The organism is Leptospira saintgironsiae, from assembly GCF_002811765.1.
Lineage (GTDB): Bacteria > Spirochaetota > Leptospiria > Leptospirales > Leptospiraceae > Leptospira_B > Leptospira_B saintgironsiae.
In genome coordinates, this window is record NZ_NPDR01000006.1 from 146,939 (window position 1) to 163,922 (window position 16,984).

The window sequence follows — 16,984 nt, forward strand, 5'->3', positions numbered from 1 at the left end:
GTCCCGCCTTCCTTTCCTTTTCAATTAGGAGGATTCTTTTAGATTTCGTTCGGGTGTTTGACGTAGTAGAGCGACAGCCATACTACCCCGAAAAGTACCCCCGCGTAAGCTAGGATCGCAGTTGCGATGTCAATCATAGGAAGAACTGCTGCTATAGGCGTAACTTTAGCCGCAGTAATCTTCGTAGCTTCACCAAGAATTAGGAAAAGACTTCCCAATCCGATTAGGTGATAGCGATTCATCGCATCCTTGGATACTCGGGCAAACCGGGCAAACACAGGAACAGCCAAAAGCGCTAATGCGAAGATGGTCACTGTATCCATGTTCATACCTCCTTAAGGTACTAGGTTAGACCGATGAGGATGTTCACACATTTCACTTAAGTTGAAAAATTATTTTAAAAAAACATCATGTAATATAACGAGCGATTAATAATAGTGTTAGAGTTATAGTTCTTAAGGGTTAAATCATATTTTTATTTTATTTATCACGGAAGTGATAGTTTCTATTGAGATGTATTATATTATATTTAGTACATTATGATATTTTAAAGTATTATAAGTTTTTGATTAAGGGTGGAAGTTCCGTTGTAGCGAATGCTCAGCGCCAGCGGGCCTTCTTCTTTTCATCGAATCGTAATCTAAAGGTAAAATTTTTTTTGGACCGGAAAACGTCGGTCCGTATGCTCGAGATTCAGTGGACGTATTATCCTACTATCTAGAAACCTACGAAGCCTGTCGAAAGGCCTTCTTATCTTACAAAAAGCAGTTAAAATCCAAGTTTGAACGCTTTGACTATGAATGTCTGGAGATCCCAAAAGATGGAGGGCAACTGGATGTTTATTGTTTAGGAGAAAAGAAAAAGCCTGCAAAACGTCTAGTAATCATGAGTTCAGGTATCCATGGAGTAGAGGGATTTGCCGGTTCTGCATTCCAACGCAGATGGATTGAGGAATTCCTGCTGGATGATAAAAGCCCTTATAAACTTCCCAAAAATTCTGACTTTCTCATTTTACATGGGATCAATGCACACGGTTTCAAAAATTTCCTAAGAGTGAACGAAAGAAACGTAGACTTAAACCGTAACTTCGCTTTAAAAAGAGAGAAACTTCATAAGAAGTTTAAAAACAAAAAATACAGAAAGATCCAAAGTTTCTTAAATCCGGGTTCTGAGTTCGGTAATTTTTTATTTGAGTATATATTCTTCATTATCCGGTTTTTAGGAGTAGTGATCCGTTTCGGTGCTAAATATGTTTTGGATGCAGCAGTAAACGGGCAGTATGAATTCCCAAAAGGGATCTATTATGGTGGAAGAAAACCTGAGCCTGTGGTCCGAGTTTTAAGAAAGTATTTTAAAAAAGTTTTAAAACCATATGACCGTATTTTGATCTTGGACTTCCATACTGGTTATGGAGCAAAGAATGGACTTAGCTTAATGCATAATGCAGAAAGTGGTTCTAGAGCAGATAAAAATTTAAACAAAGTTTTCGGTGATTTTGGTCTTCTTCTGAATGAAGGAGAAGAGGACTTTTATAGGACTTCCGGTGATTTTACTGATTTTTTTGGTAAAATTTTAACAAAAGAGAAAGATCTTTTCCCTATTACTGTAGAGTTAGGAACTTTCGGAAATTTGAATGTGATGGGCGCTATACGTGGAAGTTTCTTAATGATTAGCGAGAATCGTATTCGTTTCCACGGTTCCAAATCCGAAGCAGAAGCGGATAAGGTTCGAGAAGAATTTAAACAAATGTTCTATCCGAACCGAGAAGATTGGCGACTGGCCGCAATGGATCATGTTTTCGGAATTGTTCCAGAAGCAATCACCAGATTTTCTAAACTGTAATTCTATGCTGACCGAACCGATCGTAAATCTCGCGCGTTAGATCTTAAACTCTGTCTACGATCAACAGAGTAACATCGTCTTCAAAATCGGATCTATGGCAATAGGTCCTACATTCTTTGATCAAACTTTCTGCGGCCTCCGCTGAATGTGATTGAGAATGATTTCGGACGGCTAAAGTAAGTAAGTCTTCACTATATCTTCTGGTTCTATCAGAGTTGGAATGTTCAGTGAGTCCATCTGTGTATAATACCAATCTGTCTTGAGGTTGGAAAGCAGTTACATATTCTTCGAAGAATAGATCCGGGATCACTCCCACTAATTTTCCTTTTGTTTCTAGATGTAATGAACTTCCTTCTGATCTTCTATACAGGATTGGTGGATTATGACCTGCGTTAGTATAGGACATTGTATTTGTGCCGGTATGAATGATCGCATAAAATGCAGTTAGGAAATTCCCAGCTAATTTATTATATAACGCATAGTTCAGAGCAGTGAAAAATTTTGAAGGACTTCCTAATGTTTCAGGATCGAAAGTGCTCACTACTGTATGAATGACTGTGGCAACAACTGAAGCAGAAAGTCCATGACCCGAAACGTCTGCGATCAAAACTGCACTACGGTTTTCGTCTAATTTTAGAATATTATAAAAGTCTCCGCCAACATTATCATAAGGAATATGTTGTACTCCGAACTCAAGGCCACCTACATAAGGAAGGCTGGAAGGAAGTATTTTATGCATCACTTCTCTGGCGCGTTTTAATTCTCTGTCTGTATCCAAAACCTTATGGAATAAATTTGCGTTTTTGATCGTGACACTGAGTCTATTTGCGATTGCGCCCAACATTTCTAGATCAGCATGAGTGAATGCAAATCCTGAGTATTTGTTGTTTACGCTGATAACTCCTAATAATTCTCCACGGAAAAGTAGCGGGGCTGAGATAAGAGAGTTTGCTTCAAATTTATATTTTGCACTTTTATCGTATCTTGGATCTTCGTCTAGGTTTTGGATGAGTAAGCTTTGTTTTTCTTTTGCGACCCAGCCTGAAATTCCTTCTCCGTAAGGGACTTGTATATTATGGATTGCTTCTTCTGGAATTCCTCTGGCTGCAAGTACTCGTAGTACTTCCAGAGTAGGGTCTGCCAAATAGATGGTTCCTGCTTTTGCTTCTAGAAATTCGAGAACCTTGTCTAAAAGCCAATTCCCTAATTCGTTTATGCTCTTCTCTGCGACTGTTAATTTTTCGAATTCGTAAAGTAGTCGGAGTTCCAACACCCTCTTTTTCAGAGTTTCGTGAGCCTGAGCATTTTTGATCGCTATTGCCGCCATTTCGGAAAGTGAATTTAGAACCTCTACATCCGAGGCTTCGAAACTTCTGTTGTCTGATTTGTTCAGAATTTCTAGTGTTCCAATTACCTTGTCCGCAATGTATAAAGGAACACATGCAAGTGATCTAGTCCTAAATCCGGTTTTTTGGTCTAAGGCCGGATTGAATCTTGGATCAGTGTATGCATCTTCCAGTACGATTGCCTTTTTCTCTTTGGCCACCCAACCTGCGATACCCTGTCCAGGTTCTAGCCTTGCATATTTTTGGACTATCTCTCCTTTTTCACCCAAGGCAACTTCGCAGTATAAAAATCCATCCTTCTCTTCTAAAAGAAATAGGGAACTTGCTTCTGCTTCCAACAGATCTTTGGAATACAACATGATCAAAGGGAGAAGTTGGTAAAGGTCCAGGTTAGCATTTAGGATCGTACTCGTGTTCAGTAGACTTTTGTATTTTCTGGCTTCCGAGTCAATGGTGGACATAGATGGGGCAAGACTCTCATGGATCGGCGAGTAAGTCAACGGATTGTCGTTTTCTGTCGGAACAAAATGTGAGAAAGGTGTTTTTTTGGAGGAACTCCCACCCTTTTTTTCGGTCGGATATATGAGTCAGGCAATGGAGTTCGATTTGCAAAGGTTAGTGATTTTTCTCAGTGTTTTTACGGTAATTCTTTTGATAGGTTATTCTTACGCGACCAGTCGTTTGATCGCACCTTTCGAACTCGGAACTTTTCAGAAGGTTTCTCTTTGGATCGGAGTGGTTTTTCTGGTCCTTCTCACCCCTAGTGCTTATCTTTTAAGTTTATTTTTTAGAGAAACCGGGTGGCAGAAGTTCTGGGCATACTCCGCATTTACTACTTTGGGGTTTGCAACGATACTCGTTTCCTTTGTAGTCTTCAGGGATTTGGGAAATTTGGTTTGGAAAGGTGTTATTTATCTTTCGGACCTTCTACAATCCAATAGTATTTCTGTCGCATCAGCCGAAACCGAGGCGTTACTCGGATCGGAAAGATTCGGAAGAGGGGACTTTTTAGCAAGATTTTCTTCGTTTGCACTTTTGGGAATCGCAGGCGGGCTGACCGCTTTTGGATTCTACCAGGCTAAAAAAACTCCTACTGTCAAATATGTGAAGATCAAGGTAAAAGATCTGCCTGACGGTCTCCACGGTTTTAAGATCGCACAACTTTCTGATATCCATATTGGGCCTACGATCAAAGGAAATTTTTTAGAAGGTGTAGTCTCTAAGACAAATTCTTTGGAGCCGGATCTGGTTGCTATCACCGGAGATTTGGTAGATGGAACAGTAAATATGCTCAAACATCATGTTTCTCCTCTGAAAGATCTGGAATCTAAATACGGAACATTTTTCGTGACTGGAAACCATGAGTATTATTCCGGAGTGATCGCTTGGATCAGAGAGTTAGAAGATCTTGGCATAAACGTATTATTAAATCAGAATAAACTAATAGATCATAATGGTGCAAAGATCGCCGTTGCAGGTGTAACGGATTATAAGGCTCATACCGTTATCCCAGGTCATAGAACAGATCCTAAACAAGCTTCTATTGGAACGGAAAGCGCACATTATAAGGTCCTACTCGCTCACCAACCTAATTCGGTTTTCGAAGCTGCTAAAGTAGGATATGATCTTCAGCTATCCGGCCATACTCATGGGGGACAATATTTTCCAGGAAATGTGTTCATCCATCTATTCCAAAAGTTTGTGGCTGGCCTAAGTAAATGGGAAGATACACAACTTTATGTAAGTAGAGGAACTGGATATTGGGGACCTCCTTTGAGGATAGGCGCTCCTTCCGAAATCACTCTGCTTGTTTTGGAAAAACAGTCTTAGAACTTTATTGACATTCTGATCTTCCCGGGCTCTCTGTAGGGAATCCGGGATCCAGAATGATCAAAAAAGTTTTCAGTTCTATTGCCTTATCCGTTTTCCTATTTTCCAGTTACTTCTCCTTTTCCAATTGTTCCAAACCAAAGCCAAAGTCCAACCCAGAGATCGAAAGATTAAAACCTAAAAAGAAAGCAGATGATAGGGATCAAGATTCTGATATTTCTTCCAGAGAATATTTTGACGAAGACGCAGATGGTAAACCTATCGAAAGAAAACCAGAGCCAAGTCCCGATATTAGCTTAAGATCTTTTGCTAGAGGTTCTGCAGGATGTAAGAAAGGGAATTGTAAAAACGGAGAAGGTGTCTATGTATATGATACCAAAGACGTTTACTCTGGCAGATTTTCCGGAGAGATGAGAGAAGGTTGGGGGACCTTAGCTTATTCTGACGGAGATAGATACGAAGGGAATTGGTCAGAAGATAAAAAATCAGGCGCAGGACGTTATGTGTTTCGAGATGGTTCTGTTTTTAGTGGATCATTTACAGCAGAAGGTAACGGGAACGGTAAGTATACCAAAGCTGGTAGAACTACAAGATGCAGATTAGAGAATAGAAAGCTACTCTGTAAATAATCCTTATTAAACGATAACCCTTTCGGATGAGTTTAAACAAATATTAATAAACGATTGTTCGATTATATTAGACCTCTTTTTTACAAGAGGTCTTGATTTTCAAAAAAAGAAAGATAGAATGTTCCATCGCAGGACGGAGGTCCTTATGGAAAGATGGCATGATTGGTTAGAGACTCATCGGGATTGGTGGATCGATATGGTCCGCGTATATTTAGGCGGGGTTCTGGTGTATAAGGGACTTGCATTCCTTGCGGATACGGATGCTCTTATCCGACTCATGGAATTAAATAATGCTCCTTATGCTTCTACGTTACTCGCTCATTATATAGTGATCGCTCACATTTGTGGTGGTGTGTTGCTGATGGTAGGACTTCTGACTAGATTTTCCGCGATTTTACAATTGCCTGTACTAGTCGGGGCCGTTTTGTTCATCCATGCAAGAGAAGGTTTTGTGTCCGCAGGATCAAATCTACCTTATGCATCCATGATCCTACTTTTACTTTTACACTTTTCTTTGTATGGGTCCGGTCGTATCTCGGCAGATTTTTATATAGAAACACATAAGAGTGTTTAAAAAAATATCGTTAGCTCTTTGGAATATTAAAAAGAGCTAACGATCTCATTTTAATATCAGACTGGTTCGGACACCTTGTCTAATAAGCCAACCCAGTCGGTTCTTTCAGGTTGTCCCGGTTTTCTTTTTCCAAAAAACTGAACGATCAATTCTCCATCTGCATCGTATACTTCCATAGAGTGGATGACTCCGTCTTTAGAAGGTTTATCTACGATATAAACTTTAGAGATCAGATCGGATCTCAAATGTAAATTGAACTCCGGATCCAGAACATTCCACCAAGATTCTAAAACCTTAATATTGGTGACTTCTCCTGTATGGATCTGAATGGATCCTGGATTTCCTACAAAAACCATGATAGGACTTCTGTCCAGGGAAGCCATTTCCAACATTCTTAATACTGCTTTGGGCTCTACGGTCTTTGTAAATTTTCCATTAGCGATTTCCATGGATTGGATCCTGGAAACACCATGTTTTTTTAATAGAGAGAAAAATTCATGAGTGTCTTCTAATTTTCCCCACTCGTTTAAGAACTCCTCTTTGGTTTCGGAGCTGATCTCTCTTTTTTCTGCGGCAGCAGTTTCCTTTTTATTTTCAGAAGAGAATAGAGGGGAGAAGTCGGGAGATCCGTTTTTGAATTCAGATCTTAGCTTTTCCCATGCAGATACATTGGATTTATCTGTAAGGAAAAGTTTGAACATTGCTTCTCCATTCTCATTGAAAAATTGAAAAGATCTTTGAGTAGAATCTTGTTTAGGCTCTTCTACCGCAAACCCGAACTTCCAGATTCCTGGGAAAAGTCTTAGATCGATGTCTGCTCCAACTACTAAGATATGTCCAGGACCGGAACTTACTTTTTCGAATATTCCTTTTCTTTCATGTACACAAGCTTCGTTTCGAGTGAGGACCATTACATGTCCCAATTCTCCGAATTTTGCGAATAATTCTCCCCAATTAGTTTGGAGAGAAGAAACTTGTGGGAATCCTTCCGCTTTTGAAATTTCAGAGGCGGCCAATAATCCACCTTCCGAGGTTTTGAGTTGGGAAGCGATCTCTCTCATTCTAAGACGAGGTTGTGTTTCTTTGATCTGTTTCCAATCTTTGATGATATTTTCGATTTCTAACGATTCAGCGATGGACATTTTCTTTGACTCCTTTAGCGTTGTGTATAGGGTAGGCTGTTTATTGTATTTGGTTCTGCGGGACCGAGGGGAATTAGGTAATGCCCTCCTTCCGGGAAAGGAACTTTTTTAGTTCTCAATCTGAAATGTTCTAGGACAAATTCCTCATCCAGTATATTCTCAGGAATTCCGTCCGATAGTATTTTACCTTCTTTTAATACTGCAATACGATCTGCATATCTCAAGGCAAGGTTCAGATCATGAAGGATACAGAGGACTCCTCTTCCTTCTTTACTAAGTTGTTTCGCTTTTTCCAATAAAGAATGTATTCTGTTCGGATCTAAAGAGGCTCCCGGTTCATCTAAAAGAACATAACTTTCTCTTTGGGTAGGTTCTTTATCTTGTACTAAAACCCTCGCCATTTGAGTTCTTTGCTTTTCTCCACCAGAAAGTTTATTATAAGTTTGGAATCTTTCTCTTTCTCCTAAATGGACAGAATGAAATGCTTCTTCAGTGATCTGATCTTCTAATGGTTTAGGAACTCTTAATTTAGAGCAGGACCTTCCCATTCGAACAATCTCATCAGCGATAAATGGAAAATGGATCTCTGATTCTTGAGAAAGGACACTTCTTCTAAGAGCCAAATCTTCCGAATCATATTCAGATAAAGGGATCCCATCCAATAGCACCAATCCCTTGTCTGGAGATATTTCTCCTGAAAATAATTTTAGTAAGGTAGATTTTCCTGCTCCGTTTGGACCCAGCACGATTAGAAGTTCTCCAGGATACAAACTTAAATTGACTCCTGATAATAAGAACCTTCCTCCCCTGGATAAGGAAATGTCTGATAATACTAGACTCATCTGAATTCTCCTTCTCTACGTTTTGCTTGTAAGATTAAGAATAAGAAGAATGGACCACCAATACCCGCTGCGATAATTCCGATAGGAAGTTCTGAAGGGAATGCAATCGTGCGTGCTGTTAAGTCTGCTATAGCAAGAAGAAGTGCTCCTCCGAATAAGGAAGCAGGCAATAATGATTTATGACCAGGCCCTAAAACCATTCTCAGAATATGAGGGACGATCAAACCAACGAATGAAATATTTCCACAGATAGAAATACTTACACCTACTAATAAACTTGCTAGAACGATTGTAAGATTTCGGATCCTTCTTACTTTGAAACCAGTATGAAAAGCCTCCGCTTCTCCTAACGCCAAAGCATCCAAACCTCTTGCTAACATAGGAAAGAAGAAGATCACGAGGAGAAGAACAGCACCCAATAAATAAATTTTATGCCAGCTTGCGACTGCCATACTTCCTAAACTCCAGAAAGTTAGGTTTCTAAGTTGAGTATCATCTGCTAGATAAGATAAAAATCCTAAAAGAGAAACTACAGTGGCATTTACTGCAATCCCTGCGAGAACCAAAACTAAGGAAAATCCTCCTCCTTCTCTTTTGGAAACAATATGCAAGAAGAATGAAACAGATAATGCTCCACCAAATGCGAATAATTGTAATAAGAAACTTTCTTTTCCTCTTAGTTCAGCGGGGAAGAATGTAAGAATTTTTTCGGAGAATACGATCCATGCAGAAGCAGCTAATGCAGCTCCAGGACTTACTCCAATAAATCCTGGTTCTACTAATGGATTTCTGAATAGCCCTTGTATACAAACTCCTGCTGAGGCTAAAGATGCGCCGACTAACATAGATAATATGAGTCTAGGTAATCTCAAATTCCAAACCAAAATAGAATGTGGGACCTCCAACTCGGATAAGGAGTCTTGTCCTAATAATAATACTTTCAGGATTTCTCCCGTTGAAAGTTGAATGGACCCAAATTTGAGGGAAAGTATTCCTATTCCGAAAAGTCCAGCAGCTAACAGTGCATATACGAGAATAGCCGGGACTTTACGTCCTATTTTTTTCTTCTTTTCTTCCCTTTTTGGTTTTGTTTCAGGGGAAGAAGTTTCCGGAGAAGATACGATCATTTTTTCTCAGGCGTTTTAGGATGAAAGGATTCGAATAATTCCTCGATACCTTGACCAAGTCTTGGACCGAAACCTAAAAGAACTAGATCGTCTATCGCAACTACTCTGGATTTTTTTCCAGCAGGAGTATCTTTCACACCAGGAAGTGAGAACACTCCGTCTTTTCCACCAAGGCTTTCTAAACCTCTACTTGGAATAAGGATGATATCCGGTTGTGCTGCAATTACCGCTTCTGGCGTGATTGGTTTAAAACCTTTAAATCCATCCACCGCATTGATCCCTCCACCGAGTCGGATCATTTCATCCGCAGGCGTTTCTATTCCAGAAACTTGTGCGAGGCTTGTCCCTCTATGGTATACGAATAACACTTTTGGTTTGGATTTTAATTTTGAAACCTTCTCCGCAATTTTAGAATGTTTTTTACGGATATCTTGCACGATCTTTTGAGCTTCTTTTTCAGCTCCGATCTCTTTTCCGATCGCAAGAATATTATTTAATGCAGGCTCTACACCGGGTAATCCAGGATAGATAATCACTTTTAAACCTGCAGATTTAAGTTGTTCAATTACTTCAGGCGGACCTGCGTATTCTAATCCTAAAATCAGATTTGGTTTTAAGGAAAGAATACCTTCTGCGGAAAGCATTCTCTGGTAACCTACTTTAGGAAGGGCTACTGCTTCCGGAGGATAAAGGGAAGAAGTGTCGTTTCCCACAACTAGTTTACCTTTTCCTAATGCGAAAACGATTTCGGAAATAGTTCCGTTTAATGTTACGATTCTAAGTTCTTTATTTTCAGCGAAAATAGAGCTTACGGGAAGGCAAAGGAACAAAGCCCATAATAGGATTTTTTTCATATCGGTTCTCCGAATTTTAAAAGGTTTTTGTCTGGGTCCGAAACATAAAATTCTCTCATCCCCCATGGTTTGTCTTCCAGGGTCCCTTTAGGATGAATCGCGGATTTATATTTTGCGAAATAAGAATCTATATTTTGAACACGAATATAACAACTGGACACTTCAGGAATTTTAGGATCATCACATCCCCATAAATGAAGTTCTTGTCCATCCAGGAAGAATATTAATAAGTTAGAATATTCTGCCCTTAGTTCGAAGCCCAAAACTTCCGTATAAAATTTTTTGGATCTTGGAAGATCTAAAACCGGAAGTTGAGGAACGATCGAGAGTAATTTCGGATCTGTCATTTTTCTTTACCGAAGTGTAGACGGAACCGCTGTCGGTGAGGTCGAAGGCATCGGTGCCGCAGAATAATCTGCCGGACCGGACGTCGCATTAAATCTTCCGTCAATCCCCACGTAATAAAACCTAGGCTTCTGAGGATTATAAGTCAGGTCGAATGTATCTAAAACGTTATCCACACCTGCGAATATTTCGAAAGCACCTAGAACCTTTTGGGAAACTCTGATATTTAAATTGGTATGAGCATTAACCATTCTTACACCGTAAGTAGGCCCAGTAGTACAATAAGATAAGTTTCTTTCAGTACAATATTCTTGGATACCACCTGGAATATTCCCGAATAATGCGTTAATCGTATTCGTTGCTTGTGTTGTAAGCTGAGCGCTAAGCGCAGAAAGTTCTGTTGGTAACTGAGGATCACACCAAAGTGGATTTTTCTGACAGTAGTATGGTTGTTTTCCGAAAACTATTGCGAATAGAGAGAAGCTGAACCCACTAGGTTGGTGATCTATACGAATATTTGCATTCCATCTATGATAACCTCTTCCTTCTAAAGGAAGATTGGTTAATTCGTCTCTTGTATCTGTGTATGTATAACCGCCACCCAATGAAACATTTTGGTGAACTCTAAGAGTTACAGAAGATTCAAATCCTTTTGTAAGAGCCTTTTGGTAATTGGATGTATTGAAGATCTGTAATCCAGATGCGTCTCTGGTTGGGTTCGTTCTGAATCCGATTAGGTTATCGATATTATTATAGAAGAAGTTAAAGCTGAACCAGAATACTTTATTAGGCTCCCATTCTCCTCCCAAGTTATAACTGCGAGAAAGTTCAGGTTTTAGATCCGGATTTCCTGCTACTCTATATCCTACGCCTGGATTTATGAAATTATAATATAGATCTTGGAAGCTAGGTGCCCTATATCCTAAACCGTTGGCCGCTCTAATGCGGAATTTATCAGTCACATCATAACGAACTGCTAATTTAGGAAGAATTTGTCCTCCGTAGATAGAGTCATGGTCAGAGCGGATACCTGGAACAATCTGGATCCTTGGAGCGCTGGAAACTCTCCATTCGTCTTGCACATAAAATGCATTTCTTTGTCTTTGGGCGTATCCGTTTTGGGTTTGGTAAGGATCTGTTCCACCTAAGATATCACTGGCACAGATATTAGGAAAATTTCTTTTACAATCAGGTGCAATCCTTGCCGAAGAGAATTGGTCTATTAATGTCTCTGCACCGTATGATATAACATGCCCGTCTGCAATCTTATGATCTAAACGAGTTCGTAGTTCAGTGACTGCGTTGTCTAATTTCTCTCTTTTATCTTGTGCGTCTGACTTTCTTTGGTCGTAAGTATAAGTATCAAAAAATCTAGCGTAGTTAGTGTTTACGTTTAAGTTTAATGTTTTAGTAATTTCCCAATCTGCGTTAACCGCGCCCATAAAGTCATGGGTTTTATTACTTCTATCATATACCCCTCTTGGAGGAACTGCATCTACTGCATTTTGGTTTAGATATCTATAATAGAATTGGAATCCTAATTTAAAAGTTTCCGAAATATCAAAGGTAGTTTTATTAGAAACGTTTATATCTTCGAATGCACTACCTGAAGTAGATTCTAAAGGACCTTCATAAGGAAGTTTTTTACGATAAATATAAAGTTTTGTCCAAAGAGGAGTGTCAGTCGGAAAAGGGGAGTAACTAGGGGAAAGACTTTCTACTCTTCCGTTTTTTGGGCCCAAGGTAGCGTCTGGAGTTAGATCGTAACCATCTCCTCTATGCCAGCCGGCTGTAAAGTTGGTGGAAACAATTCCTCTACGAACTCCTACGGATGCGTAGTTGCGGAACTCTGTTCCTGTTCCGTAGTAGATAGGATTTCCCCCTCCCATAAAAGTCCTGAAGTTGGCCGAGTAAGGATCTTTTTGTTCCTTAGTGATGATATTGATCACACCTGCGATCGCATCAGAACCGTAAAGAGCGGATGACGCACCTTTTACGATCTCAATTCTTTCTATATCTTCTGCTTTAAATCTGGTTAAGTCGATGGAACCACTAAAACGTCCTGTGGTTCTTTGTCCGTCCACTAAGATCAAAACGTTTTGACCTGAAAGACCTTGTAAACGAACTGTAGATCCTCTTTCTCCAGCTTGTGCTGGACGAACTTCGATACCTGGAACGTTACCTAAAGTTTGGGAGATATCTCTCGCTCCCATTGCATCTATATCTTTTCTTGTGATCACCTCAGTAGTGATCGTGGAATCTTTTAAAAAACCTTTTCGACGAGTACCTGTAACGGTGATGATAGAACCTCTATCATTGTTTCCATTATTAATATCTTTTCCTGATTCTGGATTTACTTTTGATTTATCAGAATCATCTTTTTTTTCTTCCGTTTTCGTTTCAGGAAGAACTTCTCCTTGGGAGAAAAGAGGAACTCCTAGGAAACATAAACCTGAAAATAAGATCAGATAAAGTATTCTAGGAATGGAGGAAGGTTTTATATTCCCCATCAAAGGTTCTTCCAGATAAATTTAGGAAATCCGCTCGTGCTTGCGTCGTCGTAATAATCCGTGATCTCTAATCCGAAAAAGGAAGTTCCGTTAGAGCCTTGGATCAAATACCCTCTTGATTTCGGAGTAAGAATATGGGTGGTTCCGTTATAATCGTACCAATCCCAAAGTGCAGGGCTTGCATTTTCTGTAGCAGTTCCGAATCCGCCTCCTCCGGTTTGAGACATGAGCTCGTCTACTTCCGGAGTACAGTCTCCTCCGGTTACACTTGCTAGGTTGGTATCGCCAGCATTAAAACAAGCACCCGCATCTCTGGTGCCGCTTGTTCCACTATTTGTACCGATTATAAATCTTTTAAATTTTAGATCCCAAGTTCCGGATTTAGTCGTTTCTACTCCACCTGCTTTAAGATCTAAATAAACCCAACAACCGCTTGCAGTTGCATTCACTCTGGTAGTAAAAGTCCCAGAACCTGTTGTGGTTGTATCGCCGGGGGCTTTGATACATCCTCCACCGCCATCTTCCAATGCGGCTAAAATCGCAAGACCATCGTCTCCTCCGGTGCTAGGTCCGCAGAAAACAGTTAAAGTTGCTATGAGAATAATGAAAATTGAATATAATGTTTTCATTATCGAATCCCCCTTTTTTCAAAAATTAATAATGACAGTAGGCGGCCGAAGCGACCGCCTAAAATTTTTAAAGCGCAGTAGTACTATAAGTTACTACCTTAGTCGCAGTTACTCCAGAAGCAGAGCTACCAGTTTTGTAATAAGTGCTAGTGCTACCAGAAGAACCAATTCCGGCTCCACTTGGCCAATCCGCTTTATTGATGATCGCGTTAGACTCAGTAAGGGTGCATCTCTTCTTGCAGTTTGCACCTTTGTATCCACTTCCCCAAATAGTAACTTTAGGAGTTGTGTCCGCGCTAATATCTAAACAAACGTCGCTTGCAGTAGTAGTGAAGGAAGAGAACAAACTAGTTCCAGTTCCTCCAAGTGCTGCAGTTGCAGTTCCATCATCCGTTCCGTAAGCTGTGGTTGCAGAATAACCTGCGTAAACCATTGGCCCACCTTGGTAGATGTTCACTACGAGTCTTCCGTCACCTGCAGTAGTAGTAGGTGTGGCTGTAGTTCCTGCCAAAGAATCAGTGTATCCAGTTGCTAGGTAGATGGTTCCGTGTCCGCTTAGAGCCTGGAGCAATGCTCCTTCTAATCTGATATGTCTTGCTGCACCCGCAGTTGGGATGGAGATCAATTGGAAAGTATTGATCCCTGCAGTGATTGCAGTTTCTGCGATCTCATCATTAGCAACTGCTGCGTCCACACAGGCGCTGTTTAAAGCTCCGAGTACGAGTGCAGCGTTGGACTCTTTCGAGCCTTGGTCGCAATTCATTAAGAAGGATATTCCTAGAATCATCGTCAATAGCGTCTTGGTTGCGTTCCGTTTCATGTTTTCTCCTGTTGAGACTCAATTCTCATTAGTAGGAGTCATGGTTTCTGTGTTTAGATTTTGAAATGAGTCTAAAACTCAAAATCAAAATCTCTCGGAATCTGTCAACCAAGAATGAGAACAATTCTCAGAAGCGATAGTGAAAAGTCCACCAAAGAATTCCCTAAAAGCCAGGCATTCTGGCGGTCGGAAGGATTGATATTTGTCTACAGAGACTGTCTTACGTTCAGAATAATTTTGGATTTAGAGAGATTCCATTTTATTACAGATAGTATATTTCATTTTTCTAATCCTTAAAAGAAGAAGGTTTTGGGAAAAGTAATTGATAGGTCCTTCTCCTTGGGTTAAAACTATTGGGCCGAATTCCGAATCTTTCGGTGACGGAGAGTTCCATAATAGGAGGGTACAGTATGAAGAAAAAATGGGTGGTGGTTGCAAACCGAAGCGAGGCAAAAATTTTCGAATACCAAGGGCCGACTAACGGTTTGAAGCTGGTGCAATCTATGGAGAATCCCGAAGGAAGACTCAGAAATTCGGATCTAGTTACTGGAGCAGGCCAGGCTTCCAGATCTGATTTTGATTTTTTTCATGAACCGAAAAAGAGAGTGGCTGCGGCTTTCGCAGGTAAACTTAGCGATTTTATGAACTTGGAAAGGAAGAAGGATTCTTTTTCCAATTTTATTTTGATTTCCGAACCTGGCTTTATGGGAATGATCCTGGGCAAACTGGATGAGAAGTCTAAAGAAAAGATCTATCACAAGATGCCTAAAGATATCGTACATGAAAGAGAGTCCAATTTGATGAACCATCTTAAGAGCGTGCTTGTAAGCGAAGCATAAGATCCATTCGAGTCGATACTATTAAGGCCGCCTTCATGGCGGCTTTTTTATTGACGCAGCCGAATCCTAAAGGATTCTACCCCAGTAAAAAATTGGAGAGAGTTCAATGGCTGCCTCAAAAGAAAAATATATTCTTTCAATCGATAGTGGAGGAAGTGGGATCCGAGCTATCTTATTTGATAAGAAGGGCAGAATAGTTTCTCGCCAATACGAAAAAACTCCTCCTATTGTGAGCGAGCCTGGTGCCTTGGAACATGACCCTGAAAAACTTTGGCAGGCACTTGTTTCCATTCTCAAAAAAACTTTTAAGAATAAAAAGTTCCAAGCTGCAAATGTAGATTCACTTGGGATCTGCAACCAACGAGGATCTTTCCTTCTTTGGGATAAATCTACAGGCAAACCTTTAACAAAGCTGATCAGTTGGGCAGATGTAAGAGCAGGTAAAACTTCTGCAGAGATGAATTCAAACAAGATCTGGAAAGTGATCCAGTTCGTTTCCAGAATTTTAGGAACAATCACTGGCAATCCAATGTTGATTGCAACTTATATGCTTAAGTTCACGACGGATCATGCTTCTGTTCGTTTAAAATGGGTATTCGATAAAAATCCAGAACTTAGAAAAAGAGCGAAGAAGGGTGAGATTCTTTTTGGTACATTAGATACTTGGTTCGTGTACAAACTCACAAAAGGAAAAGAACATATTACAGATCCTTCTAATGCAACAGTCACTGGAATGTTCAATCCATTTCAATTACAATGGAATGCTCCTCTTTGTGGCATCTTTAATATTCCTGCAAAAATTTTTCCGAATGTAAAAGATACAGCGGCAGATTTCGGAACTACGGATCCTTCTCTATTTGGTGTTGGAATTCCGATCAGAGCTGTGGTTGGAGATCAAATGGCGGCCTTATTCGGACATGCATGTTTTGAAAAAGGTGGAGTTAAAATTTCCCAAGGCTCGGGTGCATTTGTAGATATGAATATGGGGGATAAACCTAAACTTTCTAAAAGAGGTTTGTTCCCACTGGTTGCTTGGAGACTCGGCGGGAAGCCAACTTATATGTTAGAAGGTTTTACTGGAACTGTAGGAACTCTGATAGACTGGCTTGGAAAAGGAATTGGTCTTTCGGATACTCCAAAAGCTCTGAACGAACTTGCTTCTCAAACAAATGATACAGAGGGAGTGATATTTGTTCCGACTGCTTCTGGAATGAGATATCCTCATTTTAATCCAAATGCTAAGGCATCTGTATTCGGATTATCTCTTGCAACCCATAGAAGGCATGTTGCTAGAGCAGTGCTCGAGGGAATTGCATTATCTTTATTTGATATATTAGAAGGTATTAAGAAGGACACAAATGTTCCTGTACGTTCCATCATGGTGGATGGGGGAGTTTCCCAATCAGATATACTTCTACAATGTCTTGCTGATTTTTGTAATGTAGAAGTGAAACGTGCACCTGAGCCTGATATGACTGCTACTGGTGCAGCTTATCTTGCAGGTCTCGGTTCCGGTTATTGGAAAAGTTTGGAAGAATTGAGTAAACTCGAAAGAGGTTATAAAATTTTCAAACCTAAGATGGATCCAAAATTTAGAGAATCAAAATTGGAACGTTGGCATAGAGCGGTACAATCCACTCTTAAGATAGATTAAA

16 protein-coding genes are annotated in these 16,984 nt (G+C 40.1%); 6 read left to right on the plus strand and 10 right to left on the minus strand.

The features are described from left to right. Positions 1-38 precede the first annotated feature (38 nt). A complete protein-coding gene (locus CH362_RS14345; RefSeq protein ID WP_100711018.1) occupies positions 39-323 on the minus strand; it encodes an LIC10816 family protein in 285 nt (94 codons plus the stop codon). Between the two features lie 373 nt (positions 324-696). Here CH362_RS14345 and CH362_RS14350 point away from each other — a divergent pair, with 373 nt between their 5' ends. Beyond that, complete coding sequence (locus CH362_RS14350; protein WP_100711019.1) at positions 697-1,842, plus strand: M14 family metallopeptidase; 1,146 nt, start codon at positions 697-699, stop codon at positions 1,840-1,842. A gap of 43 nt (positions 1,843-1,885) precedes the next feature. Here the strand turns inward: CH362_RS14350 and CH362_RS14355 are convergent, their stop codons facing one another. Next, complete coding sequence (locus tag CH362_RS14355; RefSeq protein ID WP_100711020.1) at positions 1,886-3,649, minus strand: GAF domain-containing SpoIIE family protein phosphatase; 1,764 nt, start codon at positions 3,647-3,649, stop codon at positions 1,886-1,888. 133 nt (positions 3,650-3,782) lie between these two features. On the opposite strand from CH362_RS14355, the gene CH362_RS14360 reads away from it, so the two are divergent. The 3 genes from CH362_RS14360 to CH362_RS14370 all read left to right on the plus strand — a co-directional run bounded on the left by CH362_RS14360 (position 3,783) and on the right by CH362_RS14370 (position 6,221). Beyond that, complete coding sequence (locus tag CH362_RS14360; protein WP_100711021.1) at positions 3,783-5,018, plus strand: metallophosphoesterase; 1,236 nt, start codon at positions 3,783-3,785, stop codon at positions 5,016-5,018. 56 nt (positions 5,019-5,074) lie between these two features. Continuing rightward, positions 5,075-5,647 carry an MORN repeat-containing protein gene (locus tag CH362_RS14365; protein WP_100711022.1) on the plus strand — a complete coding sequence of 191 codons (573 nt, stop codon included), beginning with the start codon at positions 5,075-5,077 and terminating at the stop codon, positions 5,645-5,647. A gap of 145 nt (positions 5,648-5,792) precedes the next feature. Further along, positions 5,793-6,221 (plus strand): DoxX family protein, encoded by a 429-nt coding sequence (locus tag CH362_RS14370; RefSeq protein ID WP_008595326.1) that lies wholly within the window; start codon positions 5,793-5,795, stop codon positions 6,219-6,221. Between the two features lie 56 nt (positions 6,222-6,277). Here the strand turns inward: CH362_RS14370 and CH362_RS14375 are convergent, their stop codons facing one another. The 8 genes from CH362_RS14375 to CH362_RS14410 all read right to left on the minus strand — a co-directional run bounded on the left by CH362_RS14375 (position 6,278) and on the right by CH362_RS14410 (position 14,490). Beyond that, positions 6,278-7,363, minus strand: coding sequence for a hemin-degrading factor (locus CH362_RS14375; protein WP_100711023.1), 1,086 nt, complete (start codon positions 7,361-7,363; stop codon positions 6,278-6,280). Between the two features lie 14 nt (positions 7,364-7,377). Further along, positions 7,378-8,205: an ATP-binding cassette domain-containing protein gene (locus CH362_RS14380; RefSeq protein WP_244280596.1), complete on the minus strand. Its 828-nt coding sequence runs from the start codon at positions 8,203-8,205 to the stop codon at positions 7,378-7,380. Continuing rightward, positions 8,202-9,332, minus strand: coding sequence for a FecCD family ABC transporter permease (locus CH362_RS14385; RefSeq protein WP_100711024.1), 1,131 nt, complete (start codon positions 9,330-9,332; stop codon positions 8,202-8,204). Before CH362_RS14385 ends, CH362_RS14380 begins: the two co-directional genes overlap by 4 nt. Next, entirely contained in the window at positions 9,329-10,186 is an 858-nt protein-coding gene (locus CH362_RS14390; RefSeq protein WP_100711025.1) for a heme/hemin ABC transporter substrate-binding protein, read from the minus strand. Before CH362_RS14390 ends, CH362_RS14385 begins: the two co-directional genes overlap by 4 nt. Next, positions 10,183-10,533, minus strand: coding sequence for a bleomycin resistance protein (locus CH362_RS14395; RefSeq protein WP_100711026.1), 351 nt, complete (start codon positions 10,531-10,533; stop codon positions 10,183-10,185). The genes CH362_RS14390 and CH362_RS14395 overlap by 4 nt, the downstream gene beginning before the upstream one ends. A gap of 6 nt (positions 10,534-10,539) precedes the next feature. Beyond that, the gene (locus CH362_RS14400) at positions 10,540-13,041 is read right to left on the minus strand and encodes a TonB-dependent receptor plug domain-containing protein (RefSeq protein WP_100711027.1); all 2,502 of its coding nucleotides are present in this window, start codon (positions 13,039-13,041) and stop codon (positions 10,540-10,542) included. Next, complete coding sequence (locus tag CH362_RS14405; protein WP_100711028.1) at positions 13,041-13,670, minus strand: HmuY family protein; 630 nt, start codon at positions 13,668-13,670, stop codon at positions 13,041-13,043. The genes CH362_RS14400 and CH362_RS14405 overlap by 1 nt, the downstream gene beginning before the upstream one ends. A gap of 67 nt (positions 13,671-13,737) precedes the next feature. After that, entirely contained in the window at positions 13,738-14,490 is a 753-nt protein-coding gene (locus CH362_RS14410) for a hypothetical protein (protein ID WP_244280597.1), read from the minus strand. Positions 14,491-14,900: 410 nt separating this feature from the next. Between CH362_RS14410 and CH362_RS14415 the strand changes: the two genes are divergently transcribed. Beyond that, on the plus strand, positions 14,901-15,329 hold the full coding sequence (locus CH362_RS14415; protein WP_100711030.1) for a host attachment protein: 429 nt from the start codon (positions 14,901-14,903) through the stop codon (positions 15,327-15,329). A 106-nt stretch (positions 15,330-15,435) separates the two neighbouring features. Next, positions 15,436-16,983, plus strand: a complete 1,548-nt coding sequence (locus CH362_RS14420; RefSeq protein ID WP_100711031.1) for a glycerol kinase 5 — start codon at positions 15,436-15,438, stop codon at positions 16,981-16,983. Position 16,984: the final 1 nt, after the last annotated feature.

Bases quoted from the DNA above. Each gene is read 5' to 3' on its own strand.
- CH362_RS14415 (WP_100711030.1), top strand. From the start codon at position 14,901: ATGAAGAAAAAATGGGTGGTGGTTGCAAACCGAAGCGAGGCAAAAATT.
- CH362_RS14355 (WP_100711020.1), bottom strand. From the start codon at position 3,649: ATGTCCACCATTGACTCGGAAGCCAGAAAATACAAAAGTCTACTGAAC.
- CH362_RS14360 (WP_100711021.1), top strand. From the start codon at position 3,783: ATGGAGTTCGATTTGCAAAGGTTAGTGATTTTTCTCAGTGTTTTTACG.
- CH362_RS14395 (WP_100711026.1), bottom strand. From the start codon at position 10,533: ATGACAGATCCGAAATTACTCTCGATCGTTCCTCAACTTCCGGTTTTA.
- CH362_RS14405 (WP_100711028.1), bottom strand. From the start codon at position 13,670: ATGAAAACATTATATTCAATTTTCATTATTCTCATAGCAACTTTAACT.
- CH362_RS14400 (WP_100711027.1), bottom strand. From the start codon at position 13,041: ATGGGGAATATAAAACCTTCCTCCATTCCTAGAATACTTTATCTGATC.
- CH362_RS14380 (WP_244280596.1), bottom strand. From the start codon at position 8,205: ATGAGTCTAGTATTATCAGACATTTCCTTATCCAGGGGAGGAAGGTTC.
- CH362_RS14420 (WP_100711031.1), top strand. From the start codon at position 15,436: ATGGCTGCCTCAAAAGAAAAATATATTCTTTCAATCGATAGTGGAGGA.
- CH362_RS14410 (WP_244280597.1), bottom strand. From the start codon at position 14,490: ATGAAACGGAACGCAACCAAGACGCTATTGACGATGATTCTAGGAATA.
- CH362_RS14345 (WP_100711018.1), bottom strand. From the start codon at position 323: ATGGATACAGTGACCATCTTCGCATTAGCGCTTTTGGCTGTTCCTGTG.
- CH362_RS14390 (WP_100711025.1), bottom strand. From the start codon at position 10,186: ATGAAAAAAATCCTATTATGGGCTTTGTTCCTTTGCCTTCCCGTAAGC.
- CH362_RS14385 (WP_100711024.1), bottom strand. From the start codon at position 9,332: ATGATCGTATCTTCTCCGGAAACTTCTTCCCCTGAAACAAAACCAAAA.
- CH362_RS14365 (WP_100711022.1), top strand. From the start codon at position 5,075: ATGATCAAAAAAGTTTTCAGTTCTATTGCCTTATCCGTTTTCCTATTT.
- CH362_RS14375 (WP_100711023.1), bottom strand. From the start codon at position 7,363: ATGTCCATCGCTGAATCGTTAGAAATCGAAAATATCATCAAAGATTGG.
- CH362_RS14370 (WP_008595326.1), top strand. From the start codon at position 5,793: ATGGAAAGATGGCATGATTGGTTAGAGACTCATCGGGATTGGTGGATC.